We start from the raw sequence: 24,835 nt of genomic DNA on the forward strand, positions 1-24,835 counted from the left end.
GCCCGCCCCGGCCCCCGCCCGGCGGCGCCGGTGAGCGCCGACCGCCCGGGTGACGACCCCCGGATCCTGGTGACCGGCGCCAGCGGCTACATCGGCGGCCGGCTGATCCCCGCGCTGCTCGCCGCCGGATACCGGGTGCGCGCCATGGCCAGGAGCCCGGAGAAGCTGCGCGACCACCCCTGGGCCGGCGACGTGGAGATCGTGCGCGGCGATGTCACGGACCCGGACTCCACCCGCGCCGCGCTGCGCGACATCGACATCGCGTACTACCTGGTGCACGCCCTCAGCGGGGGCGACGACTTCGAGGCCACCGACCGCCGCGCCGCCCGCGTGTTCGCCACCGAGGCCGGGAACGCCGGCACCCGGCGCCTGGTCTACCTCGGCGGCCCCGTCCCCCCGGGCGTCCCCGAGCGGGACCTGTCACCCCACCTGCGCTCCCGCGCGGAGGTCGGCCGCATCCTGCTGGAGAGCGAGGTGCCCACCGTCGTGCTGCGCGCCGCCGTCATCCTGGGATCCGGCTCCGCCTCCTTCGAGATGCTGCGCTATCTCACCGAACGCCTGCCGGCGATGATCACCCCCCGCTGGGTCGACACCCGGGTGCAGCCCATCGCCGTACGCGACGTCCTGCACTACCTCGTCGGCTGCGCCGCCCTCCCCGAAGGGGTGAACCGCGGCTTCGACATCGGCGGGCCAGACATCGTCACCTACCGCACGATGATGCAGCGGTACGCACGGGTGGCGGACCTGCCCCGCCGGCTGATCGTGCCGGTGCCGGTGTTCACCCCCGGGCTCTCCAGTCACTGGGTCGGCCTGGTCACCCCGGTCCCCGGCGCCATCGCCCGGCCGCTGACCGAGTCCCTGCGGTACGAGGGTGTGTGCCAGGAGAACGACATCGTCCACCGGATCCCCGGTCCGCCCGGGGGACTCATGGGTCTTGACCGTTCCCTGGCGCTGGCGCTCCAGCGGGTGCGCGAGGCCGCCGTCGCCACCCGCTGGACCTCCGCCGCCACCCCGAAGGCGCCCAGCAACCCGCTGCCCACCGACCCCGGATGGGCCGGCGGCAGCCTCTACACGGACCGCCGCGAACGCGTCACCGACGCCACCCCGCAGGCGCTGTGGGACGTCATCGAGAGCATCGGCGGCGACAGCGGCTGGTACTCCTTCCCGCTGGCCTGGGCGGCCCGCGGCTGGCTGGACCGGCTGGCCGGCGGCGCCGGGTTGCGCCGGGGCCGCCGCGACCCGGCCCGGCTGCGGGCCGGTGACACCCTCGACTTCTGGCGGGTCGAGGAGATCCAGCGCGGCCGGCTGCTGCGGCTGCGGGCCGAGATGCGACTGCCCGGACTGGCCTGGCTGGAGCTGATGGTGGCCGAGGACGAACGCGGCACCGTCTACCGCCAGCGCGCCGTCTTCCACCCGCACGGGCTGCTGGGCCACCTCTACTGGTGGAGCGTCTTCCCCTTCCACCACCTGGTCTTCGGCGGCATGACCCGCAACATCACCGCCGCCGCACGGGACCGTACCCGCCGCGCCCACCGCGACGCGCGGCGCGGGGCGGGGGAGCGGCGCGCCGGGGCGGCGGCCACCGGCGATCAGATCGGCTGATCCTCCGCCTGCCGCCGCGCCCCCTCGGCCGGTGTCCGCTCGTGCGGCACCACCATCGGCGTACCGGTGCGCGGATCCGGCACGATGTCGCACCGCAGCCCGAACACCTCGCCGACCAGCTCCGCCGTCATCACCTCGTCCGGCGGGCCCTGCGCCACCACCCGCCCGGCGTCCATCACCACCAGGTGCGAGGCGAACCGGGCCGCCTGGTTCAGATCGTGCAGCACCGCCACGATCGTGCGGCCCTCGCGGTGCAACTCCGCGCACAGCTCCAGCAGGTCGTACTGGTGCGCGATGTCCAGGTACGTCGTCGGCTCGTCCAGCAGCAGCAGCTCCGTCTGCTGCGCCAGCACCATCGCGATCCACGCCCGCTGCCGCTGACCGCCCGACAGCTCACCGGCCTGCGCCTGCCCCAGCTCGCTCAGCCCGGTGCGCTCCAGCGCGAACGCGATCGCCGACTCGTCGTCGGGGGACCACTGACGCAGCAGCGTGTGGTGCGGATAGCGACCGCGCGCCACCAGGTCCCGGACACTGATCCCCTCCGGCGCCAGCGGGGACTGCGGCAGCAACGCAACCTGACGGGCCACCTCCTTGCCGCGCAGCGCGTGGATGTCCGCGCCGTGCAGCAGCACCTGACCGCGCTCCGGCTTCACCGCCCGCGCCAGCGCCTTCAGCAGCGTCGACTTGCCGCAGCCGTTCGGCCCGATGATCATCGTCAGCCCGCCGTGCGGAATGTCCAGGCTCAGCTCCCGCACCACCGGGGCCCCGCCGCCGTAGGCGATGGTCACCTCCCGCGCGCTCAGCCCCTTCCCGCCCGGCTCGGCCACGGCCCGCTTACTCAAAGTCTCTTCCTTTGCCACTCGCGAACCAGCAGATAACCCAGGTAGATACCGCCCAGGGCCATCGTGTAGATACCCACCGGCAGACTGGCGGCGGTCGGCAGCTGCTGCGCCGCCAGATCCGCCACCGCCAGCAGCAGCGCCCCCATCAGCGCCGACAGCGTCAGATGCGCACCCGTCCCCCCGGTCAGCCGCCGGGCGATCTGCGGCGCCGTGAGGGCGATGAAGGAGATCGGCCCGGCCACGCTGACCGCCCCCGCCGAGAGCACCACCGAGAGCACCACCGCCGCCACCCGGGTGTTCTTCGGCTCCGCCCCCAGACCGTTCGCGAGTTCGTCGCCCATCTCGGAGATGTCCAGCCGGCGCGCGATCAGCACCGTCAGCGGCACCGCCACCGCCAGCACCAGCCAGATCGTCCCGGCGTGGTGCCAGGCCCTGGCCGCCAGCGAACCGTTCACATAGGCGGCCAGCACCGTGGCCGCCTCCCGCTCCATCACATAGACCACGTACTGGGTGAAGGCCAGCGCGATCGCCGCCACCCCGATGCCGGCCACGATCAGCCGTCCCGGATTGCGGAACCCGGTCCCGGTGGACACGTACACCAGCACCATCGCCGCCGCCGCGCCCGCCAGGGCGCCCACCGGCACCGGCAGCACCCCGGGGAAGAACAGCGCGGCCACCGCGGCGCCCGCGCCCGCCCCGGCGCCGAGCCCGATCACATCGGGCGAGCCCAGCGGATTACGGGTCACCGACTGGAACAGCGCCCCCGACAGCCCCAGCGCCGCGCCGGTTCCGACTCCCACCACCAGCCGCGGGCCGCGCAGCCGCTCCAGCACGAACGCCTCCTTGCCGGACGCGCCGCCCAGCAGCGCTTCCGGCAGCCGGCCCGGCGCGATGCCCAGCCGGCCCATCGTCAGCGTCGCGACCGCCGTCCCCAGGATCAGCACCACCAGCGCCACGGCGATCAGCACCGACCGGCCGCGCACCGGAAGCGCCACCACCCGGCCGATCCGCAGCATGCCGCGCGGCGCCGCGACCGCCGCCCTGCCGTGCCCCTGCTCCGGCCGTACCGGGGCCGTCACCCCCGTCATGCGTTCCCCTTCATCCTGCGCACCGCGTACAGCAGCACCGGCGCCCCCACGAACGCCGTCACCACGCCCACCATCAGCTCCTGCGGGCGCATGATCACCCGTCCCACCACATCGGCGGCCAGCAGCAGCGCCGGACCGGTCACCGCCGCCATCGCGATCTGCCACCGGAAGTCGATCCCCACCAGCGCCCGGACGATGTGCGGCACCGCGAGCCCCACGAACGCGATCGGGCCCACCGCCGCCGTCGCCGAGGCGCTCAGCACGGTGGCGGCGATCAGCGCGCCGGTACGGATCAGCAGCGGATGGGCGCCCAGCGAGATCGCCGCCTCGTCCCCCAGTGCCAGCGAATTGAGGCCGGGGCCCAGCAGCAGCGCCAGGACGAACCCGGCCACCGCGAACGGCAGTACGGAGCGGAAGATCTCGAAGTCCCGCCCGCCGAGCGCCCCCACCACCCAGTAGCGGTAGCTGTCGAAGACCTCCGGCAGGCTCAGCGTCACCGCCTGGATGAACGCGTACAGCACCGCCGAGACCACCGCCCCGGCCAGCACCAGCCGCACCACCCCGGAGCCGCCGCCGGCGGAGCCGATGCCCTGCACCAGCACCCCGGCCCCCAGCGCGCCGGCCAGCGCCCACCACACGGTGCCGGTGCTTCCCGGGGAGCCCAGCAGCGCGGTCGCCGCCACCAGGGAGGCCGCCGCGCCCGCGTTGATGCCCAGCAGCCCGGGATCGGCCAGCGGGTTGCGCGTCAGCCCCTGCATCAGGGTGCCGCCCACCGCCAGGCACAGGCCGGCCAGAATGCCCAGCACCGTGCGCGGATACCGGCTTTCGACGACCGTGGTGACGAAGGGGTCGGCGGTGCCCGACAGCACGTCGAGCACATCGCCGAACGAGGTCGGCCGGCTGCCGAAGGTCACGCTCGCGGCCACCGCGAGCGCCAGCACCAGCAGCGCCGACACCAGGACCAACACCCGCCGGGCGGTGCCGGCACGCTCGGTGCCGGCACCGCCCGGACGGGGACGCACATCAACAGAAGTCACGGGGAGGAGCCGCCGTCGTGTCAGTTGTCGAGAGTGGCGACGGCCTCGTCGATGAGCGGCAGATAACGGTCGATCACCCACGGCACGGTCAGCGGGTTGATGATCGAGGACGCCGTCACGAACGGGTTGTCGTCGCTCGCCACGATCGAGCCGCGCTCGATCGCCGGGATCGCGGCGTACAGCGGCTGCGCCTCGATGGTCTCCCGGGTCTCCTCGTCGGAGTAGAAGGTGAAGATCAGGTCGCTGTCGGTGAGCTGGTCCGCGTTCTCCAGACCGATCAGCGCCGAGTCCGTGCCCTCGGTCTCCTCGAAGGTGTTCACGATCGGGTCCACGGTCAGGCCCAGCTGGGCGACCATGGACACCCGCTGCTCCTCGGGCAGGAACACGCCGAGGGTGCCGGGACCGGTGGTGTAGATGTAGGAGAAGGACACGCCCTCGTACTGCGGCCGGGTCGCCGCGGCCTCGGCCAGCTGCTCCCCGATCGTGTCGATCAGGGTCCGCGCCTCGTCCGGCTGTCCGAGCGCGGTCGCCACGATCTCGATCTGCTCGTCCCAGTTGGTGCTCCAGGCCAGATCCGGGTACGCGACGGTCGGCGCGATGTCCGACAGGATGTCGAACTGCTCCTGGGTGATGCCCGACCACGGCGCCAGGATGACGTCCGGCTCCAGCTCGATGATGGTCTCGAAGTCGATGTCGTCGGCCCCGGCGAACTGGGTGGGCAGTTCCCCGCCCGCCTCGGTCACCGCCTCGTGGATCCAGGGCAGATAGCCGGAGTCGTCGCTGCCCCAGGCGTAGCTCTCGATGCCCACAGGGGTGTGGCCCAGCGCGATGGCGGTCTCCGCCGAGCCCTGCCCCAGGGTGACGACCCGCTCGGGCTGCTCGGTGATCTCCGCCGAACCCAGCGCGCTGTCGATCGTCACCGGGAACGCCCCGGACCCGCCGGAGGACTTGTCCGAGGAGGAGTCCTTGCCCGCGTCGTCGTCCGAGGAGCCGCAGCCACTGAGCACAAGGGCGGCGGCAGCGGTGGCGGCGGTCAGTGCCAGGGAGGTGCGGCGCGCACGGGTGAATCTCGACGGCATCGGTGATCCTTATGTCCTCGGGTGAGCTTAGGTAAGCCTAAGTTCACCATACCCCAGCGCTCCCGGCCCACCACCTGTCCGCCGGTCCCCGCCAACCGCTCCCGCAGCCGCGGAAATCAGCAATTCCCTTCGCCTGCTCGCTCACTATGCATATGGCAAGTCCGGTGAAATGGGCATTTCTTCCGCATTGTCGAACATTGATTGACGCTGTTGTCCCGGGCTCCCTATCGTTTTTCCGAGTTCAACAGTGCGATCCGACACAGCGGGGGTCTGTGTGCAACGGGATACCGATGTTTTTCCTGTGTTGGGAATCGACGCGGTCGTGTTCGCGGTAGGCAACGCCAAGCAGGCCGCCCACTACTACACCACCGCCTTCGGCATGCGCCCGATCGCGTATCGGGGGCCCGAGAACGGCAGCCGCGAGACGGCCAGTTACGTCATGGCCTCCGGCAGCGCGCGCTTCGTCCTCACCTCGGTCATCCGCCCCGAGACCGAGTACGGCGAATTCCTCGCCCGGCACGTCGCCCGGCACGGCGACGGCGTGATCGACCTCGCCATCGAGGTCCCCGACGCCCACGCCGCCTACGCCTACGCGACCGAACACGGCGCGATCGGACTCCAGTCGCCCCAGGAGTCCGCCGACGCGCACGGCCGCGTCACCCACGCCGCCATCGCCACCTACGGGGAGACCCGGCACACCCTGGTCGAACGTTCCGGCTACCGCGGCCCGTACCTCCCCGGCTACCTCGCCACTCCGGCCGGCGCCCACCCCGCCACCCCCACCGTGTTCCAGGCCATCGACCATTGCGTTGGCAATGTCGAACTCGGCAGGATGGACGACTGGGTGACCTTCTACAACACCGCCCTGGGATTCACCAATATGAAGGAGTTCATCGGGGACGACATCGCCACCGAGTACTCCGCCCTCATGTCGAAAGTCGTCGCCGACGGCACCCTCAAGGTGAAATTCCCCATCAACGAGCCCGCCCTCGGCAAGAAGAAGTCCCAGATCGACGAGTACCTGGAGTTCTACGGCGGCGCCGGCGTCCAGCACATCGCCCTGGCCACCGACGACATCGTCACCGCCGTACGCACCATGCGCTCGGCCGGCGTCGAGTTCCTCGACACCCCCGACACCTACTACGACACCCTCGGCCAGTGGGCCGGGCACACCCGCGTCCCCGTCGCCACCCTGCGCGAACACCGCATCCTCGTCGACCGCGACGAGGACGGCTACCTGCTGCAGATCTTCACCAAGCCGGTCCAGGACCGGCCGACCGTCTTCTTCGAGATGATCGAACGCCACGGCTCGCAGGGCTTCGGCAAGGGCAACTTCAAGGCCCTCTTCGAGGCCATCGAACGCGAACAGGCGCGCCGGGGCAATCTGTGAACCGACTGCCCTCCCTCACCGGACTGCGCTTCCCCTGCGCCGCCGCCGTCTTCCTTGTCCACGCCTGGCTGTTCACCGAGATCTTCACCGACGAGAACATCGCCGACGCCGCCCTGCTGCTCGGCCCGCTCGGCATGACGGGGGTCTCCTGCTTCTTCCTCATCTCCGGCTTCGTCCTCGCCTGGACCGCCCGCCCCGGCGACACCCCGGCCCGCTTCTGGCGCCGCCGCGCCGCCCGGATCTACCCCAACCACGTCGTGGTGTGGGCCGCCACGCTCGCCGTCCTCACCCTCACCGGCGCCGCCGCCACCGGCGAAGCCCGTGAGGGCCCCATCCCCGTACTCCCCGCCCTCACCAACCTCTTCCTCGTCAACACCTGGATCCCCACCCGCGACTACAACGCCGGCGTCAACATCGTCACCTGGTCGCTCGCCGCCGAGATCTTCTGCTACGCCCTGCTCCCCTTCATCCTTCCCCTGCTGCGCCGCGTCCCCGCCCACCGGCTGTGGGCCGCCGCCGCCCTGGCCCTCGCCGCCATCTGGACCGTCCCCCTCATCTCCCTGCAGTTCCAGGGCCCGCCCATCGCCGAGGCCGACAACGTCCCCCAGTGGCAGTTCTGGATCTCCTACATGCTGCCCGCCGCCCGGCTCCCCGAGTTCGTCCTCGGCGCCCTGTGCGCCCTCCTGCTGCGGGCCGGCCACCGCCCCCCACTGGGCGTCCCCGCCGCCACCGCCGCCATCGCCCTGTGCCTGGTCCCCGGGCTGGCCCTGCTGCCCTTCCCGTTCATCCCCGCCGCCATCACCGCCGCCCCGCTCGCCCTGCTCGTCCTGGCCACAGCCGCCGCCGACCTGGACGGGCGCAGGACCTGGCTGCGCCACCGCGCGCTCGTCTACCTCGGCGAGCGCTCCTTCGCCCTCTACCTGGTGCACTGGCCCGTCATCCTGACGATCAACCAGCTGCTCATCGAGCCCGGCCACCCCCTGCCCACCGCCCTCGCCGTCACCGCCCTGTACGCCGCCTGCGCGCTCGCCGCCGCCTGGCTGCTGCACCGCACCGTGGAGATCCCCCTCTACCGTCGCCTGGCCACGCCCCGCCACCGGCCCAGCCAAGGAGCGCCCCATGACGGCCAACGCCCCCTCACCTCCCGCCCTCCCGGGCCGGCTGACGGCCTTCATCCGGCTCGGGCGCCCGAAGTTCCTGTTCCAGAGCATGATGGTGGTAGGCCTCGGGGTGACCGCGGCCCAGCATGAGGGCCACGGTTTCTCCCCGGCCTGGTACGTGGGCACCCTGCTCTTCGGCTGGGGCGCCCACCTGATGACCCACTACTGCAACGAGTACTTCGACCTCGAGGCCGACCGCGCCAACCACAGCCCCACCTCCTGGACCGGCGGCAGCCGGGTCCTCGTCGACGGACTGCTGCCACCCCTGGTCAGCCTCGGCGCGGCCTTCGTCCTGCTCTTCCTCGCCGCCGCCGTCACCGCCGTCATGCCCGACACCGCGTCCCGGCTGATGGCCGTCACCGTCCTGGCCGCCGCCTGGTTCTACACCGCCCCGCCCGCCCGGCTCAACTACCGCGCCCTGGGCGAGATCGCCTGTGCCGCCGTGCTCTACGGACTGGGCCCGCTCCTCGCCCACCGCCTGCAGGGCGGCGACCCCACCACCGCCACCCTCACCTACGTCGCCATCGTCTTCGTCTTCCAGTTCCTGCGCATGTCCGTCATGAACCTCGCCGACATCGACGGCGACCGGCGCACCGGCAAACGCACCCTCGCCGTGGCCCTCGGCGCCCGCGGCCTCATCCGCCTCTACCTCGCCGGACAGTCCCTCACCTACGCGGCCACCGCCGTTCTGCTGCTGACCGGCGCCCTCCCCGTTCTGCCCGGCCTCGCGATCCTGGCGACCTTCCCGGTCCCGCTGTGGGTCGGCCGCCGTCTGCTGCACGGGGCGCTGGCCACCCACGGCGCCAACAACGCGGTCACCTTCTGGGCCTCGATGCACATGCCCATCACCGCCGTCGCCATCACCGTGGCCCTGCTCACCGACCTGCTGACCGGTGACCCCGGCCCCGACGCCCCGTGGCTGGTCCTGTGCACCGCCACTCTGATCGCCTTCGCCGTCTGGTTCACCCGCGCCGTCCGCACACCGCCACCCCCTCTCCCCGACCAGGAGACGTTGACGCCGTGACCGCCAGCAGTTCGCCGCCCACCGCCGTCACCGAGCAGGCCCGCGCCCTCATCGAACCCGAACTGCGCACCGCCGTGGCCGGTCTCGACCCCCACCTCGGCCGCGCCATCGGCTACCACCTCGGCTGGTGCCGCCCCGACGGCACCCCGACCCGCGGCGGCGGCGGAAAAGCCATCCGCCCCGCCCTGACCCTGCTGGCCGCCACCTCCGTCGGCGCCACCCCGGACACGGCCCTGCCCGGCGCCGCCGCCGTGGAACTCGTCCACAACTTCACCCTCATCCACGACGACATGATGGACGGCGACGAACTGCGCCGCCGCCGCCCCACCGTCTGGAAGACCTTCGGCGCCGCGACCGCCATCCTCGCCGGCGACGCCCTGCAGACCCTCGCCTTCACCGCGCTCGCCCGCCACGACAGCCCGCACGCCCCGCGTGCCACCCGCGTCCTGGCCCGCTCCATGACCGAACTCGTCAGCGGCCAGACTCAGGACCTGGCCTTCGTACGCCGCCCCTGGCAGGGCCCGGGCGCCGTCACCATCCCCGAGTACCGCTCCATGGCCGCCGGCAAGAGCGGCTCCCTGCTCGGCTGCGCCGCCGAACTCGGCGCCGTCCTGGGCGGCGCCCCGCACCGTACCGCCGCCGCCTTCGGCCGCGCCGGCCGCCACTTCGGGCTCGCCTTCCAGTGCGTCGACGACATCATCGGCATCTGGGGCGACCCGAAGGAGACCGGCAAACCCGTCCTCGCCGACATCCGCGAGGGCAAGAAGACCCTCCCCGTCCTGGCCGCCCTCGCCGCCCCGGCGCCGGCCGCCGCCGAACTCGCCGACCTCCTCACCACCCCCCGCCTCGACGAGGCGGAACTGCGCCGTGCCGCCGCCCTCATCGAGAAGGCCGGCGGGCGCCGCTTCGCCGAACGCGAATCCCAGCACCACCTCGAACGCGGCCTCGCCTGCCTGGCCGAGGCCGACACCGAGGGCACCGCCCGCGACCCGCTCCTCGCCCTCATCGACTACCTCGGCCGGCGCACCAGCTGACCGCCCGGGAGTGACCATGGCCCAGCATCCCGCCCGTAACGCCCGGCTGTCCGCCGCCATCGACACCGCCGCCCACACCCTGATGACCGCCCAGGACCCCGACGGCACCTGGTACGACACGCGTCCCAGCCTCGTCACCGGGACCGCCGGCGCCGTCCTGGCCCTGCACACCGCCGACCCGGAGTCCTCCGCCGCCCTCGTGCGCGGCGGCGTCGGCTGGCTGTCGCGCGCCCGCAACCAGGACGGCGGCTGGCCCGTCACCGGCGAAGGCCCCAGCGACATCATCTCCACCGCCATGGCCGTCGCCGCCCTGCGCACGGCGGCCCCCGGACGCACTGACGAGGACGTACGCGCCGGGCTGTCCTTCCTGGAGGGCCGGGGTGGCGTCCAGGGGCTGGGCGACCCCGCCGCTCGGCAGCTCACCGGGCTGCTGCTGGCCCTCACCGGAGCGCGCGAACCCGCCGGCGCCCCCCGGGTCCCCGCCGAACTCCTGCTGCTGCCCGCCCCCCTGGTCCGGAACCTGCTGTCCTTCCTGCAGACCCCGTTCGCCGCCCTCACCCTCCTCCAGCACCAGGTGCGGCCCGGGCCCCCGTCCCTGCGTGCCCGCACGGCCGCCGCGGCCACCGCGATCCTGCGGGACGGCGAACGCCAGGAGGGCGCGGTCGGCTCCTTCGGCAGCGGCGACCCGTGGCTGACCGGGCTGGCCGCCACCGCGCTGCACCGGGCCGGCACCGCACCCGATGTCGTCCGGGCGGCCGTCGGCTATCTGCGCGCCGCCGCCCGTCCGGACGGCTCGTGGGTCCTCATGCACGGCATGGGCCGACGCGACGTCGACGTCGTCGGCCACGCCCTCACCACCGAGGCCCTGTGCCATGCCGGACACCGCGCCGACTCCCGGGTACGGCGTGCCGCCGGCTGGCTGCTCGGCTGCCGGCAGGACGAACCGTTTCCGCTGTACGACTGCCCCCCCGGCGGCTGGGCCTGGTCCGGGGCGAAGGGCTGGCCCAACACCGTCGACTCCGTCGCCGCCCTCGCCTGTCTGGCCGCCACCCGCGGCCACGGCCAGGCCCTCGGCCAGGGCGCCGCCTGGCTGAGGGCCCGTCAGGACCGCAGCGGCGCCTGGAGCGTCTTCACCCGCAACACCCGCTGCCCGGCGGACCGCGCCTGCCCGCACGTCACCGCCCAGGCTATCGACATCCTGACCGCCGCCGGCGCCCCCGGCACCGACCGTGCCGTACGCCGCGCCCTGCGCCGGCTCACCGCGAGCCAGCGGCCGGACGGCTCCCACCTGGCCCTCTGGCACCGCGGCGGTGTCCCCGCCACCGCCGCCGTCCTGCACACCACCGCCCGCCTCGGCCTCACCCGCACCCGGCTCGCCACCCGGGCCCGTACCTGGCTGCTGGCCGCCCAGCTTCCCGACGGCTCCTGGGGTGCCGCGCCCGCCACCGGTCCCGGCACCACCGACGAGACCGCCCGTGCCGTCAAGGGCCTCGCCGCTCTCACCACCGACGACACCGCGCGCGCCGCCGCCGCCCGCGGCGCCGAGTGGCTGATCGCCGCCCAACTCCCCGACGGCACCTGGGAACCCGGCCCCACCTGCTGGTACATCAAGGACCACCTCGCCTACCCCGGCCACCTCATCGCCCAGGGCCTCGCACTGGGCGCCCTGGCCGCCCACCACCGCACCTTCCCCCGGGGAGCCACCGGATGACCACCTGGGACGCCATCGTCTGCGGCGCCGGCGCCGCGGGCCTGGCCACCGCCCGCGCCCTCGCCGATCTCGGCCTGCGCACCCTCGTCCTCGACAAACAGCGCAGGCCCGCCCCCGTCGCCAAGGGCGAGGTCCTCCAGCCGGCCGCCCTGCGCATCCTCACCCGCTGGGGCGTCACCGCCGCCCTCACCGCGGCGGGCGCCGTCCCGCTCACCCGGCTCACCGTCCGCGGACCCGACGCCACGCCCCTCATGGTCTTCGACTACACCACCCTCCCCACCGGGTACCGCACCCTGCTCAGCCACGACCACACCGCCATCCTCACCGCCCTCACCCAGTCCCTCCCGGCGCGCACCGAGATCCGCCGGGGCGCCTCCGCCGCCACGCTGCTGCACGATCCCACCGGCCGCGTCACCGGCGTACGGGTGCGCCGCGACGGCGCCACCGAGGACATCCACGCCCCCCTGGTGATCGCTGCCGACGGCATGTCCTCCCGGCTGCGCCGCGCCGCCGGCATCCCCCTGACCACCCGCGCCTACCCGCACCGGCTGCTCTCCTTCGAACTCCCCGGCGCACCACCCGAACCCGGCGACGTCACCGCCTACCGCACCCCCCGCGGGCTGCGCCTGGTCTACCCCCTGCCGCACGGCCGCACCCGGATCTACGTCCAGATCCGCCCCCACGAGGTACGCGGCGCCGACCACGCCGCCATGACGCGGTGGGCCGCCGCGCTCGACCACGACACCCCCGCCCTGCGTCCCCTCACCGAACGCCTCACCGGCTCCCTGGCCACCCGTCAGGTCTTCACCCTGCGTCGCAGCGCCGCCCCCACCCTCACCGCCCCCGGCCTCGCCCTGGTCGGCGAAGCCGCCCACGCCGTGCACTCCCTGGCGGCCCAGGGCATGAACACCGCCATCTGCGACGCCCACACCCTGGCCCACCACCTCGCCACCGCACCCGACACCGACACCGCGCTCGCCGCCTACGAGGCCGAACGACTGCCCTGGATCCGGCACATCGCCGTGATGAGCCACGACGCCGCCCGGCTGGTCACCGCCACCGGCCGCACCACCCGGGCCCTGGGCCGCCGCGCCCTGCGCCGCACCCACCACAGCCCCCGGCTGCGCTACACCGCCACCTACAACCTCGCCGGCCTCGGCATCCACCCCTTCGCCCCCCTCGACCGGCTCCACCAACTCGGCCTCCCCGACCCCCGCGCCACCCACGTCCCCCCGTGGCAGCCCCAGTGAGCGGCCCACCCGCCCTCGTCCTCGGCGGCTCACTGGCGGGACTGCTCACCGCCACCGTGCTGCGCCGCCACCACACCACCGTCACCGTCCTCGACCAGGACCGGCTGCCCACCGGAGCCGCCCACCGCGCCGGGACCCCGCAGGCCCACCACGGCCATCTGCTGCTGCCCGCCGGCAGCCGGTACATCGAGGCCCTGCTCCCCGGCACGCTCGGCCGGCTGCTGGCGGCGGGTGCCCACCGCATCGACATGTCGGCCGATGTCGTCAGCCTGGGGGATCTGGGCTGGCAGCCCAGAACACCGACCGGACACCTCGCCCTGCTGTGCAGCCGCCCGCTGCTCGAATGGACCCTGCGCGAACGCGTCCGGGAGACCGACGGCATCACCCTCGTCACCGGCGCCCAGGTCCGGGAGCTGACCGGCAGCCGCCACCGTGTCACCGGAGCCCTTGCCCGGCACCGCGACGGCACCACCCGGCGGTACGAGGCCGCGCTCACCGTCGACGCCACCGGCCGCGCCTCGCGCACCCCCGCCCTGCTCACCGCGCTCGGCCTGCCCCCGGTACAGGAACGGACCATCGACGCCGGCGTCGCCTACGCCTCGGTGCCCGTGCTGGCTCCTCCCGCCGCCCGGGACGGCTTCCCCCTCATCGGCATCCAGCCGGGCCCCTCCCGGCACCGCCCCGCCCGGGCCGGAGTGGTCTTCCCGATCGAGGACGGCCGCTGGATGATCTCCCTGTCCGGCACCAGGGGCGCCGAGCCGCCCCTGGACCACCACGGCTTCCTCGCGTTCGCCCGCTCCCTGGACCATCCGGTGATAGCCGACCTGCTGACCTCCGTCACACCCGTGGCCCCGATCCGCGGCTACCGGCACACCGGCAACCGGCGCCGTTACTACGAGCGCATGCGCCGCTGGCCCGAGGGCTTCCTGGTCGTCGGTGACGCGCTGCTCACCACCAACCCCACCTTCGGCTACGGCATGACCGCCACCGCCGCCGGGGTGACGGCCCTGGCCGACACCCCGCACGCCTCCTCCCGGGACACCCAGCGCGCCATCGCGCACGCGGTCTCGGGCGCCTGGCGCCTGGCGTCCGGCACCGACCTGCTGCACCCCGGTGCGACCGGCCCCGGATCGCGCCGGGCGGCGCGCGTCCACCGGAGCCTGGTGCTGCGGCTGGAACGGGCGGCCCACCACGACCCGCGGCTGCGCCGCACCCTGGTGCGGGTGGGCACCCTGAGTGACCCGCCCTCGACCCTCTTGACCCCGGCCGTCGCCCGTGCCCTGCTGCTTCCGCGGGCACGCGGTGCGGCTACGCCGGGCTCTCCTGCTCCTGGAGGATCCGCTGATTGAACTCCGCCTTGGCCGCCTGCCAGCCGTCCTCGTCGTTCCCCCGGCGCCAGTACCCCGAGATGGACAGCTGCCCGGGCGTCATCCCGCGCTCGTGCCGCAGATGGCGCCGCAGTTCCTTGACCCAGTTCGCCTCGCCGTGCACGAAGGCGTGCCCGCGCCCCGGGGGCAGGGTGAGAGAGGTGACGGCGTCGACGAGCGCCGGGCCGAAGCGCCCCTCGCGCCGGTCGACCCAGACCACCTCGACGTCCCCGGCGGGCGGCTCCAGCTTCAGCTCCTCACCGGGCCCGTCGATCTCGATGAGGACCCGCGCCACCGCTCCCTGCGGGAGCCGCTCCACGGAGGCGGCGATCGCGGGCAGCGCGCTCTCGTCCCCGACGAGCAGATGCCAGTCGGCGGTGGGGTCGGGCGCGTAGGCGCCGCCGGGGCCCAGGATGGCGAGCCGGTCCCCGGGGCGTGCGGCGGCGGCCCAGGGCCCGGCCAGGCCGGTGTCGCCGTGGTGGACGAAGTCGATGGTCATCTCCAGGGCCCGCGGGTCCCATGCGCGCACCGTGTACGTCCGCATGCTGGGCCACTGCTCGCGCGGCAGCGTGCGGCGGATCTCCGCCACGTCGAACGGCTCGGGGTAGTCCACTCCCGGCTGGGCGAAGACGAGCTTCACATAGCTGTCGCTGTACGGCCCGACCGAGAACTCCTGAAGGCCCTCACCCCCGAGGACAACCCTGATCACATGCGCACTGAGCCGCTCGGTGCGCAGCACCTGACCACGATGCGTGACGATGTCGCTCATGACGCCCTTCCTGTTGGTTAGGTAAGCCTAACCTGCATCCGGTGGGCGGCGGTTGCCCCCTGGGGCGGACGCGGTGGGTGAGGTCACGGTGATGCCGGGTGACGCGGCGGGGGCCGGACTGTGAGCCCCGGCATGAGAGGGCCGTCACATCCGTAGGGGCTTAGGAGTGGCCCGGGCCGATGGGACAAGGCGGACATGGCATGACAGGAGAGGACGTACTAAATCTTGTCGGAGATGAGGTCTTTGCCGTTGATGGTCCGAGTTGTGCATGGTGGCGATCGGTCGCGTTCCGCGGCTTTCCTCCCCCGCTCTTCCGAGGATCGAGGTGTCTGTATGACCGCCACCCATGGCGCTTCCCGTATTCGAATGCGCACGGCCGCTGTGGCCGGGATGGTCACCGCCGGCGCGGCGGTGGTGTCCCTCGTGCACACCCCCGGTGCAGTGGCCGACCCGCACGCGTCCGCCGTCGCCCCCACGGCCATGAGCACCAGCGCTCCGGCCGCGTTCTCCCCGGACAGCGCGAGCAGCGTGATCGTCAAGTCCCCCGTCACCGGCAGTGACGCCGCCGACGACAGCGCGACGGACAGCGCTGCCGAGACCACCGACGACACCGCCACCGACGAGGCCGCCACCGACGACGGCGCGGCGGCGGACACCGCGACGCAGGCCGCGCAGGACGACGCAGCGGCGCAGGAGGAAGCCGCTCCGGCGGACAAGGGCCGCGGCGCCGAGTACAACGCCGATGGCACCATCGTGGTGATCGACAAGGCCGAGCAGCCCAAGCCGAAGCCCGCCTCGGACGAGCAGATCGACCAGTGGATCAACGAGGCGCTGGATGTCATGAAGGAGAACGGCATCCCCGGCAGCTATGACGGCATCAAGAGCAATCTGATACGTGAGTCCAGTGGTGACCCGCACACGATCAACATGTGGGACAGCAACGCGGTCAAGAACATCCCGTCCAAGGGCCTGCTGCAGGTCATCGACCCGACCTTCGAGCAGTACCACGTCGAGGGGACCAGCACCGACATCTACGACCCGGTGGCCAACATCGTCGCGGCCTGCAACTACGCGGCCGACCGCTACGGCTCCATGGACAACGTGAACAGCGCCTACTGACCCCCCGGGGACGACCGGCGCACAGCACCCCGGTGCCGCCGCACGCCACAGGCGTGCGGCGGCACCGTCGTGTGTGGGGGAGTCGGCTCTAGTGCCCGCTGTGGTCGGCGGCCGATCCGTGCGAGCCGCTGTGACCGGCCGTGTCCGCGCCGTCCTCGTCGGCGGTGCCCGCGGCCGTGTGGTGGTGCTCGTAGTCGGGGATCGTGCCGTCCGGCCGTTTCACCAGCAGCAGTCCGGCCATGCCCATGTCCGAGTGGCTCTGCACGTGGCAGTGGTACATCCACGCGCCCGGCCCGACCCCCTCGCCGGCGATGATCTGGAAGCCGAAGGAGTCGCCCGGTCCGGTGATCTTGTTGTCGACGATCCTGCTGGTGTCCTCGGGACCCTCCAGCAGCCCGGTGCGGTTCTCGGCCCAGCGGTGACCGTGGATGTGGAAGGTGTGGTACAGCTCGCCGTGGGTGATGGAGATGATCTCCACCCGGTCACCCATCGTGACCTCGTAGTCGGCCCCGGCCTTCATATTGTTCGTCAGCATGTCGTTGAAGACGATGGTGATCGTGGTGTCCGGCAGCACATCGCCCGCGCGCCGCACCACCAGCGGACCGTACAGACCGTTGCGCACCCCGGCCGTGCCGTGGTCGGTGCCCACGGTGTGATCGTGATACTGCCAGTAGCCGGCGCTGCCCGAGCGCCAGGTGCCGTCCGCCCGGCGGCCCGGGGCGTGCGAGCGCCAGGTGTACGTCCGTTTTCCGCCGGGCGGTACGTGGGAGCGGGTCATCCGGGTGCCGTCGCTGGATATCTCGTAGTCGACGCCGTGCACATGCAGGCTGGCGTCCACATCCATGAGGTTCTCGACCTCGATGTGCAGCGTGTCGCCCTCGACCATCTCGATCAGCGGGCCCGGGACCGACGCCTTGCCGGGCTGGAGGCCGTAGCCCATGCGGCCGTCGGACAGCCGCTCCAGGTAGAGCTTCATGTTCCGCACCTGGTTGCGTGCCTGGGCGGTACGGGCCGTCACCGTCCCGGCCGCCGCCGCGGAGCCGGCGGCCGGGGCCGCGGCTGTCAGTGAGGCGGCGCCGGCCATCGCCGCGGCCCCCCAGAAGACGGAGCGCCTGCCGGGCCCCCGGCTTCGTCCGGCGGACCCCTCGGTCCGGCTTCCGTCGTCGCTTCCGTTACCGCCCGTCACCGCGTTCATGGGCACAACTCCCTGCAACTGTTGCTACTTCGAGCACGAGCCGCCGGACAACATAGCCCTCAAACGGGACTTTATCCAGATCATGACAAAGTTTCGACGAGTTTGGTCCAAAGCCCTTGGCGGTGCGGGAACAAGCGTCTACCTTGCTCGCTGACCCGGAACCACCAGTGAGGAGTGGGTGGCACATGCGGCGAACACCGCATCACAGTCCCAGGAACTCGGAGCAGGTGCACAGATCCCCCGCGGACGGTCCGGAACGCCGGCCCCGCCGCCAGCGGTCCCTACGGATATGGGCGTCGGCCCTGCTGTCGGGCGTGATGGCGACCGGCGCGCTGTACGCGGTACCCGCGGCCAGCGCCCAGCCCTCCGCCGAGTCCGTCGCACAGGCGCTCAACCTGCCGCAGCCACCGGGCGGCGACGACGTCCGTGTGCTCATCTTCCACGCGTCCGCCGGTACGGAGTCCCCGACCGTGGACACCGGCATCGCCGCACTCGAATCCATCGGGCGCAGCGGGCCCGCCAACCAGCGATTCTCCGTCGAAGCCACGGCCGACGCCTCGGTGTTCACCGACGGCCGCCGGCTCGGCGCCTTCAATTCCGTGGTCTTCCTCACCGGTGCGGGCGATGTCCTGGACGCCGAGCAGGAACTGGGCCTCCAGGCCTACCTCGCGGCGGGCGGCGGCTTCCTCGGCGTGCACGACGCGGCCCGCACCGAGCCGTACTCCGACTGGTACGGCGGGCTGATCGGCGCCCGCGCCACCGGGGACAGCGGCTCCACCGCGCAGCGCGCCACCGTCGAGGTCGGCGACCGGGTCCACCCGGCCACCGTCGGCCTCCCGCCGGAGTGGAGCCGCCTGGACCGGTGGCTCAACTGGGAGACCAATCCCTCCGGTGACGTCCACACCGTCGCCCGGGTCCGCGAACTGGACTACCGGCCGGGCGAGTCGGCCAACGGGCCCGACCACCCCATCTCCTGGTGCCAGGACTACGCCGGCGGCCGGTCCTTCTACACCGCCATGGGCGGCACCGTCGCCTCGTGGGCCGAGGCCGACTTCCGTGACCACCTGCGCGGCGCGCTCACTTGGACCAACCGGGTGGCCCGTGCCGACTGCCAGGCCACCGTCACCGCCAACTACACGGCCGAGCGGCTGACCCCGCCCAACCAGCCGGGCGAGCACGACCAGATCGGCGAGCCGCACGGCCTGGTCCCCGCCCCCGACGGCCGGATCTTCTACATCGGACGCGGCGGCGGCCCGGCCGGCTCCTCGGTCGTCACCGACTGGAACGACCCGGACATCGGCAAGGGCGAGGGCGAGATCCACGTCTACGACCCGCGCACCGGCCAGGCGTCCCTGGTGGGCTCACTGACCGTCTTCGGCAACAAGGGCGGCGGCGGCGAACTGGTCAAGACCGAGGAGGGGCTGCTCGGCATCGAGCTCGACCCGCGGTTCGCGACCAACGGCTGGATCTACCTGCACTGGACACCGCACTCGGAGATCGACCGCGAGCAGCGGACCGCCGAGCGCCGCGTCTCGCGCTTCACCGTCAACCGCTCCACCGGCAGGCTGGACCTGTCCTCGGAGAAGGTGCTGCTGTCGTGGCCGGTGCAGATCCACAGCTGCTGCCACGCGGGCGGCGGGATGGCGTGGGACTCGCACGAGAACCTCTACATCGCCACCGGTGACACCAACTCCTCCGGATTCACCGACGGTTACTCGGGCAACAACCCCGAGCCGGTGTTCGCGGGCACCTCCTTCGCGGACGCCCGCCGCACCTCCGGCAACACCAACAACCTCAACGGCAAGATCCTGCGCATCCACCCCGAACAGGACGGCACCTACACCCTCCCCGAGGGCAACCTGTTCACCGGCAGGGAGACCGCGGAGGGCGGCGGCAAGACCCGGGGCGAGATCTACGCGATGGGCGTGCGCAACCCCTCACGGATCTTCGTCGACCGGCAGACCGACGTGCTCTACGCCGGCTGGGTGGGCCCCGACGCCTCACAGCCCAGCACCACCTGGGGCCCGGCCAAGTACGAGTCCTTCACCGCCATCACCGAACCCGGCAACTTCGGCTGGCCGTTCTGCATGGGCAACAACCAGCCCTACCGGGACCGCAACCTGCCCGACCCCTCGCAGCCGCTGGGCTGGTACGACTGCGACGCGCCGCGCAACGAGTCCCCGCACAACGACGGCCTCGTGAAGCTGCCCCCGGTCACCCCGGTGTCGATCTGGTACGCCCCCAACGGCGGCGGCCCCGACTATCCGCGCAACGCCGACGGCATCCCGTCCTACGCCATCGACGACGAGTTCTACCGGCTGCCCTGGGCCAAGGGCGGCGGCCAGGCCGCGATGACCGGACCCGTCTACCGGTACGACGAGGACCGCGCCAGCGACGTCAAGTGGCCCCGCTACTGGGACGGCAAGTGGTTCATCGGTGACTTCTACGACGGTGTCCAGCCGCGGCACGCGGTCCTGATCGACCCGGACACCATCGGCGGGGGCACCCCGCCCAGCCACGTGGAGCCGCTCAAGGAGATCATCCCGGTCGGTCAGGGCGGCATCCGCAACCTGATGGACTGGAAGTTCGCCCCCGACGGCTCGCTGTACGTCCTGGACTACGGCCGGGGCTTCTTCAACTCCGACAGCGAATCCGCCCTGTGGCGGGTGACCTACTCCGGCGGCGCGCCCACCCCGGCCGCCTCCGACCTGGTCAGGAAGGGCGACTGATGAGACGACGCACACGCCTTGACAGCCGCACCCTGTGGACCGCGCTGCTCACCTCGATGGCCCTGCTGCTGGGGCTCACCTCGGCCGCCGCCCTCGGCGGACCGGGACAGGAGCGGGCGGTGGCGGCGGAGCAGACGCTGCGCTGGACGGCGGACGGCGGGATGGACGCCTTCACCTCGGCGCCGCAGACCGCGGTGGCCGGACCGGCGACCATCGTCTTCGAGAACAGCGTGGCCACCGGCAACGACATCGCGATGCCGCACACGCTCACCTTCGACACCAGCAACCCCGAGTTCAACAACGACGTCGACCTCAACATCCTGGCCAACCCCACCGACAACAACGGCGGGCTGCACACCGCCGAGGTGGTCCTCACCCCGGGCGTCTACCGCTACTACTGCGCGATCCCGGGCCACGGCGCCATGCAGGGCACCCTGGTGGTGACCGAGGACGACGGCGAGGACGTCACCGCGCCCGAGGTCACCGCCTCGGTGGACGGCGTGCGCAACGACGACGGCGCGTTCTTCGGCTCCGCCACGGTGACACTGGAGGCCACCGACGCCGGTTCCGGCGTGGCGAGCGTGGAGTTCGCCGAGGGCACCGACGGGGAGTGGCAGCCGTACGCCGACCCCGTCGTGGTGGACCGGGTCGGTGACCACACGCTGCGCTACCGCGCCACCGACGTGGCCGGCAATGTGTCGGAGCCGGGCACGGTGGAGTTCACCGTGGTCGAGCCGCCGACCGATGACACCGAACCGCCGGAGACCTCGGCGACGGTGAGCGGCGACCAGAACGAGGACGGCGACTACCTCGGCATGGCCACCGTCACGGTGACCGCCTCCGACGCCGGCTCCGGCGTCAACTCCATCGAATACGCCCAAGGCGCCGACGGTGCGTGGCAGGAGTACACCGGGCCGGTGATGGTCCACGACCTCGGCACCCACGTGCTGCGCTACCGCGCCACCGACCGGGCCGGCAACGTCTCGCAGGAGCAGAGCGTCGAGTTCACCGTCGTGGAGGTGGTCGAGGAGGACGTGACCGCGCCCGAGGTCTCGGCCTCGGTGTCCGGCAACATCAACTCCTCCGGCTCGTACATCGGGTACGCCCAGGTGACGGTCGAGGCCACCGACGAGGAGTCGGGCGTCGAGCTGGTGGAGTACTCGCTGGACGGCGGCCCCTACCTGGAGTACGGCCGTCCGGTGATCGTGGACGGCGTCGGCCGGCACACCGTCTCCTACCGGGCCACCGACGCCGCTGGCAACACCTCGCAGGCCGGTGAGGTCGTCTTCACCGTCGCCCGCGGCGGTGGCGTCCCCGCGCCCAACTGCGCCGAGTTCGACGAGCGCCGCACGGTGTTCGTCGGCGAGGTGAACACCGGGGTGCCCAACCGGATCACCGAGACCCGCTGCCGCATCAACGAGCGGATCGAGGACGAGAAGGACTGGTCCTCGCACGCGCTGTTCCTCAAGCACGTGGACACGGTCGTCGGTCAGCTGCTGGACGAGGGTGTCGTCGACGAGCGCGAGTCCGGGCTGATCAAGCAGGCCGCGCGTGACTCGGGCATCGGTACGCCGGGCAACACCGAGGGCTATCGCAGCCTGTTCGACGGCAGCCAGGAGAGCTTCGAGCGCTGGCAGCAGGTCGGCGGCGGCGCCTTCGGGCTCTCCGAGGACAACGCCATGACCAGCAGCAGCGACGTGCCGGGCATGGGCATGCTGTGGTTCCCGGAGCGGCAGTACGAGAACTTCTCGCTGAAGCTCCAGTGGCGCGACGACGCCCCCGACGGGCTGCTCACCAACGGCGGGGTGTTCGTCCGGTTCCCGGACGTGCACGGCCATCCGGAGGAGAGCCGGCCGGAGTGGGTGGCGATCAACTACGGTCACGAGATCCAGATCTATGACCGGCCCACCGGCGATCTGTACAAGACCGGTTCGGTCTACGGCTTCGACCGGGTCGGCCTCGGCGGCGCCGGGGTGACCCCGAAGGGCACCTGGAACGACTACGAGATCCGGGTGATCGGCCAGTCCTACGAGATCTACCGCAACGGCGTTCTCATCAACGAGTTCGAGAACGTCCGCGGTCTGGCCTTCGAGCCGCCGCGCGGCGGGGACCCGGGCAGCAACGGCCGGCGCAACGCCTCCGGCTATGTCGGCCTCCAGGTCCACGGCGCCGACGACGTGGTCTCCTACCGGGACATCCGCATCAAGGAGCTGTGAGCCGCTCACCGCAATGACCTCGGGGTCGGTCGCCCTCCGGCGGCCGACCCCTTGGTCGTCGCCCCGGGACACTCGCGTAACATAGGTTAGGCATACCTAAGTTTGTGGAGCGGAGTGTCTTTGCCATGCGTTCATATCGGGTCTGGGCGGCGGTCGCGGCAGCGGCTGTCGCGCTGAGTCTCAGCGCCTGCGGCGCCTCCGACGACGGAGCGGACGACGCCGCCGACAAGGGCGGGAACACGGAGAACGGCGCGTCCGGCGCGTTCCCGATCACCATCGAGCACGCCCTGGGCACCACGACGATCCCTCAGAAGCCGGAACGCGTGGCCACCGTCGCCTGGGCCAACCACGAGGTGCCGCTGGCCCTGGGCGTCGTCCCGGTCGGCATGGCCGCCGCCAACTTCGGCGACGACGACGGCGACGGCGTCCTGCCGTGGGTCACCGAGAAGCTCGACGAACTCGGCGCCGAGACCCCGGTGCTCTTCGACGAGAACGACGGCATCGACTTCGAGTCCGTCGCCGACACCAACCCCGACGTCATCCTCGCCTCCTACTCGGGGCTGACGCAGCGGGACTACGACACCCTCAGCGACATCGCCCCGGTCATCGCCTACCCGGAGGCACCCTGGGCCACGTCCTGGCGCGACATCATCACGCTCAACAGCCAGGCCATCGGCCTGGGCGCCGAGGGCGAGGCGCTGATCGCCGACCTGGAGCGGGAGATCGGCGACACCGTCGCCGGCTACCCGCAGCTGACCGGCAAGTCGGTGATGTTCATGACCCACATCGACCCGACCGATGTCAGCCAGGTCGGCTTCTACACCGCGCACGACACCCGCGCCCTCTTCTTCGAGGACCTCGGCCTGGAGACCCCCGGCAGCATCGCCGAACTCTCCGCGGGCACCGACCAGTTCGCGCTGACCCAGAGCGCCGAGCAGATCCAGGTCTTCGACGACGTGGACATCATCACCGGCTACGGCGACGAGGAGGGTGAGCTGTTCGGCATCGTCCAGCAGGATCCGCTGCTCTCGCAGATCCCCGCCGTCGAGCGCGGCTCCGTGGCCTTCCTGCCCGGCAGCACGCCGCTGGCCACCGCCGCCAACCCCACCCCGCTGTCCATCTCGTGGGTGCTGGACGACTACGTCGCCCTGCTCGCCGAGGCCGCGGACAAGGTGGAATGACGGCCGTCACCACCCGGAACAAGCCGGACGCCGACCCCGCTCGGCGTCCGGCCCATGTCCGGGGTCTGTGGATCGCCGCCGCCCTGGCCGTGCTGGTTCTCGCCATGGCCGCCTCGGTGGCCCTGGGCGCCCGGGACGTGGGCTGGTCCGACATCGTCGCCGGCCTCGGCGGCGCGGAGAGCACCCTCGGCGAGGCCGCCGTCAAGAAGCGGGTGCCGCGCACCCTGCTGGCCATGACGGTCGGCGCGGCCCTCGCCCTGGCCGGCGCCGTCATGCAGGGCGTGACCCGCAACCCGCTGGCCGACCCGGGCATCCTCGGCGTCAACATGGGCGCCTCGCTCGCCATCGTCACCGGCGTCGCCTTCTTCGGCCTCACCTCTCCCACCAGCTACATCTGGATCGCCACCGCGGGCGCCGCCGCCACCGCGCTGTTCGTCTACGCCATCGGTTCGATGGGACGGGGCGGGCCCAGCCCGCTCAAGCTCGCGCTGTCCGGGGCGGCCGTCTCCGCCGCGCTCGCCTCCCTGGTCACCGCCGTCATGCTGCCGCGCAACGACATCGCCGGCACCTTCCGGATGTGGCAGATCGGCGGCGTCGGCGGAGCCTCCTTCGAGAAGCTCGGCCAGGTGGCACCGTTCCTCGCCGTGGGATTCGCCGTCTGCCTGCTGTCCGCGCGCCGCCTGAACTCCCTGGCGCTGGGCGACGAACTGGCCGCGGGGCTGGGCGAGAACGTCGCCGTCACCCGGGCCGTCTCCGCGCTCGGGGCCGTCCTGCTGTGCGGCGCGGCCACCGCCGTCGCCGGCCCGATCGGATTCGTGGGCCTGGTCGTGCCCCATCTGTGCCGGCTGCTGGTCGGTGTCGACCACCGCTGGCTGCTGCCGCTCGCCGCGCTGCTGGGCGCCGCCCTGCTCACCGCCGCCGACGTGGTCGGCCGCATCGTGAACCGGCCCTCGGAGATCGACGTCGGCATCGTCACGGCGCTGATCGGCGCGCCCTTCTTCATCTACATCGTCCGCCGACAGAAAGTACGAGCCCTGTGACC

General features: G+C 72.4%; 19 protein-coding genes. 13 read left to right on the forward strand and 6 right to left on the reverse strand.

Translation table 11 applies throughout. The features are described 5' to 3' along the window. Positions 1–30: 30 nt before the first annotated feature. Complete coding sequence (locus tag ACTFAP_RS26820; protein ID WP_495682708.1) at positions 31–1,602, forward strand: DUF2867 domain-containing protein; 1,572 nt, start codon at positions 31–33, stop codon at positions 1,600–1,602. Here the strand turns inward: ACTFAP_RS26820 and ACTFAP_RS26825 are convergent. The 4 genes from ACTFAP_RS26825 to ACTFAP_RS26840 are packed head-to-tail and all read right to left on the reverse strand — an operon-like array spanning position 1,590 to position 5,648. After that, positions 1,590–2,444 carry an ATP-binding cassette domain-containing protein gene (locus tag ACTFAP_RS26825; protein WP_495682709.1) on the reverse strand — a complete coding sequence of 285 codons (855 nt, stop codon included), beginning with the start codon at positions 2,442–2,444 and terminating at the stop codon, positions 1,590–1,592. The two genes, ACTFAP_RS26820 and ACTFAP_RS26825, sit on opposite strands and share 13 nt — an antisense overlap. Further along, positions 2,441–3,532, reverse strand: coding sequence for a FecCD family ABC transporter permease (locus ACTFAP_RS26830; RefSeq protein ID WP_436977748.1), 1,092 nt, complete (start codon positions 3,530–3,532; stop codon positions 2,441–2,443). Before ACTFAP_RS26830 ends, ACTFAP_RS26825 begins: the two co-directional genes overlap by 4 nt. Continuing rightward, positions 3,529–4,569, reverse strand: coding sequence for an iron chelate uptake ABC transporter family permease subunit (locus ACTFAP_RS26835; RefSeq protein ID WP_495682711.1), 1,041 nt, complete (start codon positions 4,567–4,569; stop codon positions 3,529–3,531). Before ACTFAP_RS26835 ends, ACTFAP_RS26830 begins: the two co-directional genes overlap by 4 nt. A gap of 20 nt (positions 4,570–4,589) precedes the next feature. After that, a complete protein-coding gene (locus tag ACTFAP_RS26840; RefSeq protein ID WP_495682712.1) occupies positions 4,590–5,648 on the reverse strand; it encodes an ABC transporter substrate-binding protein in 1,059 nt (352 codons plus the stop codon). A gap of 247 nt (positions 5,649–5,895) precedes the next feature. Here ACTFAP_RS26840 and hppD point away from each other — a divergent pair, with 247 nt between their 5' ends. Genes hppD through ACTFAP_RS26875 form a run of 7 tightly spaced genes read left to right on the forward strand, consistent with a single transcriptional unit; the run spans position 5,896 to position 14,566 of the window. Next, a complete protein-coding gene (gene hppD, locus ACTFAP_RS26845; RefSeq protein ID WP_495682713.1) occupies positions 5,896–7,038 on the forward strand; it encodes a 4-hydroxyphenylpyruvate dioxygenase in 1,143 nt (380 codons plus the stop codon). After that, positions 7,035–8,288, forward strand: coding sequence for an acyltransferase family protein (locus tag ACTFAP_RS26850; RefSeq protein WP_500467645.1), 1,254 nt, complete (start codon positions 7,035–7,037; stop codon positions 8,286–8,288). The genes hppD and ACTFAP_RS26850 overlap by 4 nt, the downstream gene beginning before the upstream one ends. Next, positions 8,269–9,222 carry a prenyltransferase gene (locus tag ACTFAP_RS26855; protein ID WP_500467646.1) on the forward strand — a complete coding sequence of 318 codons (954 nt, stop codon included), beginning with the start codon at positions 8,269–8,271 and terminating at the stop codon, positions 9,220–9,222. The genes ACTFAP_RS26850 and ACTFAP_RS26855 overlap by 20 nt, the downstream gene beginning before the upstream one ends. Next, entirely contained in the window at positions 9,219–10,256 is a 1,038-nt protein-coding gene (locus ACTFAP_RS26860; RefSeq protein WP_495682716.1) for a polyprenyl synthetase family protein, read from the forward strand. The genes ACTFAP_RS26855 and ACTFAP_RS26860 overlap by 4 nt, the downstream gene beginning before the upstream one ends. Before the next feature lie 16 nt (positions 10,257–10,272). Next, positions 10,273–11,967 carry a prenyltransferase/squalene oxidase repeat-containing protein gene (locus tag ACTFAP_RS26865; protein WP_500467647.1) on the forward strand — a complete coding sequence of 565 codons (1,695 nt, stop codon included), beginning with the start codon at positions 10,273–10,275 and terminating at the stop codon, positions 11,965–11,967. Beyond that, positions 11,964–13,217 carry an FAD-dependent monooxygenase gene (locus ACTFAP_RS26870; RefSeq protein WP_495682718.1) on the forward strand — a complete coding sequence of 418 codons (1,254 nt, stop codon included), beginning with the start codon at positions 11,964–11,966 and terminating at the stop codon, positions 13,215–13,217. The genes ACTFAP_RS26865 and ACTFAP_RS26870 overlap by 4 nt, the downstream gene beginning before the upstream one ends. Further along, positions 13,202–14,566, forward strand: coding sequence for an FAD-dependent oxidoreductase (locus tag ACTFAP_RS26875; protein WP_500467648.1), 1,365 nt, complete (start codon positions 13,202–13,204; stop codon positions 14,564–14,566). The genes ACTFAP_RS26870 and ACTFAP_RS26875 overlap by 16 nt, the downstream gene beginning before the upstream one ends. Here ACTFAP_RS26875 and ACTFAP_RS26880 read toward each other — a convergent pair. Continuing rightward, positions 14,526–15,353 (reverse strand): siderophore-interacting protein, encoded by an 828-nt coding sequence (locus tag ACTFAP_RS26880; RefSeq protein WP_500467649.1) that lies wholly within the window; start codon positions 15,351–15,353, stop codon positions 14,526–14,528. The genes ACTFAP_RS26875 and ACTFAP_RS26880 overlap by 41 nt on opposite strands. 366 nt (positions 15,354–15,719) lie before the next feature. Between ACTFAP_RS26880 and ACTFAP_RS26885 the strand changes: the two genes are divergently transcribed. Next, positions 15,720–16,472 carry a transglycosylase SLT domain-containing protein gene (locus tag ACTFAP_RS26885; RefSeq protein ID WP_500467650.1) on the forward strand — a complete coding sequence of 251 codons (753 nt, stop codon included), beginning with the start codon at positions 15,720–15,722 and terminating at the stop codon, positions 16,470–16,472. A gap of 88 nt (positions 16,473–16,560) precedes the next feature. Here the strand turns inward: ACTFAP_RS26885 and ACTFAP_RS26890 are convergent, their stop codons facing one another. Next, positions 16,561–17,556, reverse strand: coding sequence for a multicopper oxidase domain-containing protein (locus ACTFAP_RS26890; protein ID WP_500469577.1), 996 nt, complete (start codon positions 17,554–17,556; stop codon positions 16,561–16,563). Positions 17,557–17,984: 428 nt separating this feature from the next. Here ACTFAP_RS26890 and ACTFAP_RS26895 point away from each other — a divergent pair, with 428 nt between their 5' ends. The 4 genes from ACTFAP_RS26895 (at position 17,985) to ACTFAP_RS26910 (ending at position 24,833) form a co-directional block, all read left to right on the forward strand. Further along, positions 17,985–20,396 (forward strand): ThuA domain-containing protein, encoded by a 2,412-nt coding sequence (locus ACTFAP_RS26895; protein WP_500469578.1) that lies wholly within the window; start codon positions 17,985–17,987, stop codon positions 20,394–20,396. Then, positions 20,396–22,612, forward strand: a complete 2,217-nt coding sequence (locus tag ACTFAP_RS26900; protein ID WP_500467651.1) for an OmpL47-type beta-barrel domain-containing protein — start codon at positions 20,396–20,398, stop codon at positions 22,610–22,612. The genes ACTFAP_RS26895 and ACTFAP_RS26900 overlap by 1 nt, the downstream gene beginning before the upstream one ends. Before the next feature lie 125 nt (positions 22,613–22,737). Further along, positions 22,738–23,793 carry an iron-siderophore ABC transporter substrate-binding protein gene (locus tag ACTFAP_RS26905; RefSeq protein ID WP_500467652.1) on the forward strand — a complete coding sequence of 352 codons (1,056 nt, stop codon included), beginning with the start codon at positions 22,738–22,740 and terminating at the stop codon, positions 23,791–23,793. After that, on the forward strand, positions 23,790–24,833 hold the full coding sequence (locus ACTFAP_RS26910; RefSeq protein WP_390120847.1) for a FecCD family ABC transporter permease: 1,044 nt from the start codon (positions 23,790–23,792) through the stop codon (positions 24,831–24,833). The genes ACTFAP_RS26905 and ACTFAP_RS26910 overlap by 4 nt, the downstream gene beginning before the upstream one ends. Positions 24,834–24,835: the final 2 nt, after the last annotated feature.

Source organism: Streptomyces sp. PH9007, from assembly GCF_059813725.1.

What these genes read in the sequence shown, in the direction of transcription:
- ACTFAP_RS26830 (WP_436977748.1), bottom strand. Translation starts at nt 3,532, where the DNA reads ATGACGGGGGTGACGGCCCCGGTACGGCCGGAGCAGGGGCACGGCAGG.
- ACTFAP_RS26840 (WP_495682712.1), bottom strand. Translation starts at nt 5,648, where the DNA reads ATGCCGTCGAGATTCACCCGTGCGCGCCGCACCTCCCTGGCACTGACC.
- ACTFAP_RS26865 (WP_500467647.1), top strand. Translation starts at nt 10,273, where the DNA reads ATGGCCCAGCATCCCGCCCGTAACGCCCGGCTGTCCGCCGCCATCGAC.
- ACTFAP_RS26870 (WP_495682718.1), top strand. Translation starts at nt 11,964, where the DNA reads ATGACCACCTGGGACGCCATCGTCTGCGGCGCCGGCGCCGCGGGCCTG.
- ACTFAP_RS26880 (WP_500467649.1), bottom strand. Translation starts at nt 15,353, where the DNA reads ATGAGCGACATCGTCACGCATCGTGGTCAGGTGCTGCGCACCGAGCGG.
- ACTFAP_RS26885 (WP_500467650.1), top strand. Translation starts at nt 15,720, where the DNA reads ATGCGCACGGCCGCTGTGGCCGGGATGGTCACCGCCGGCGCGGCGGTG.
- ACTFAP_RS26890 (WP_500469577.1), bottom strand. Translation starts at nt 17,556, where the DNA reads ATGGCCGGCGCCGCCTCACTGACAGCCGCGGCCCCGGCCGCCGGCTCC.
- ACTFAP_RS26895 (WP_500469578.1), top strand. Translation starts at nt 17,985, where the DNA reads ATGGCGACCGGCGCGCTGTACGCGGTACCCGCGGCCAGCGCCCAGCCC.
- ACTFAP_RS26900 (WP_500467651.1), top strand. Translation starts at nt 20,396, where the DNA reads ATGAGACGACGCACACGCCTTGACAGCCGCACCCTGTGGACCGCGCTG.
- ACTFAP_RS26905 (WP_500467652.1), top strand. Translation starts at nt 22,738, where the DNA reads ATGCGTTCATATCGGGTCTGGGCGGCGGTCGCGGCAGCGGCTGTCGCG.
- ACTFAP_RS26910 (WP_390120847.1), top strand. Translation starts at nt 23,790, where the DNA reads ATGACGGCCGTCACCACCCGGAACAAGCCGGACGCCGACCCCGCTCGG.